The 618-nt window shown below is 64.9% G+C and carries 1 protein-coding gene and 1 pseudogene; one reads left to right on the top strand and one right to left on the bottom strand.

Annotated elements, in window-relative coordinates; genetic code table 11:
* A partial coding sequence (locus EOA60_RS36145; protein ID WP_128312787.1) for a GNAT family N-acetyltransferase occupies positions 1 to 395 on the bottom strand: 395 nt, incomplete at its 3' end.
* A 65-nt stretch (positions 396 to 460) separates the two neighbouring features.
* On the opposite strand from EOA60_RS36145, the pseudogene EOA60_RS39535 reads away from it, so the two are divergent.
* A pseudogene (locus tag EOA60_RS39535) lies at positions 461 to 618 on the top strand (DNA polymerase IV); the annotation flags it as partial.

The following is a 618-nucleotide window of genomic DNA, read 5'->3' as shown; positions in this document are numbered from 1 at the left end:
CCGTCGACAAGGCGATGAGTGATGCCCCTGCCCCGCGCCTTGGCGCGAATGAAAAAGCAGGAGATCGCCCAGACGTTCGGGTCTTGGGCATCCGCGGGATCGACAGGCGCCGAGCCCCGGCCTTGATTGTTCCATTCAGGCACGTCGGCGCGCGGGCCGACCTGCATCCAGCCGACGGCCTTGCCGTCCTCGAAAGCCAGAAGCCCGGGCGGCGGGCCGGCTTCGATGCGCGCCTTGATGTGATCCTTGTTGCGCTCGCGGTCGCTCGCCCGCCGCTCCGCCGGGGTCAGCCGGAAATGCGTGCACCAGCAGCCGTAACAGGCGCCCTGCTTGCCGAAGAGATCCTCGAAATCGGTCCAACGCTCAGGACTCAGCGGTACTATGGTCGTGCTCATACGTTCTCCCCAGGCCAAGCTTGTTGCCGGCCCTGCACTGTCGTACCATTGCGTTTGTTCTCTTTATGTTCGCAGCGATGGCGGCTCCTGTCAACAATCCCGAACACGGCTTTTGTCGCGACTGCCTGGCTTCTCAGCGCAGCGAGACGCGCCGTTGCGAGCGCTGCGGCAGCCCGCGCCTTGTCCGTCATCCGGAACTCTACCGGCCGCACATCGCTCACAT

Source organism: Mesorhizobium sp. M1A.F.Ca.IN.020.06.1.1 (genome assembly GCF_004023265.1).
In the GTDB taxonomy this organism is placed as follows: Bacteria; Pseudomonadota; Alphaproteobacteria; order Rhizobiales; family Rhizobiaceae; genus Mesorhizobium.
The sequence above is the reverse complement of the archived record's forward strand: the minus strand, read 5'-3'. Positions and strand labels throughout refer to the sequence as shown.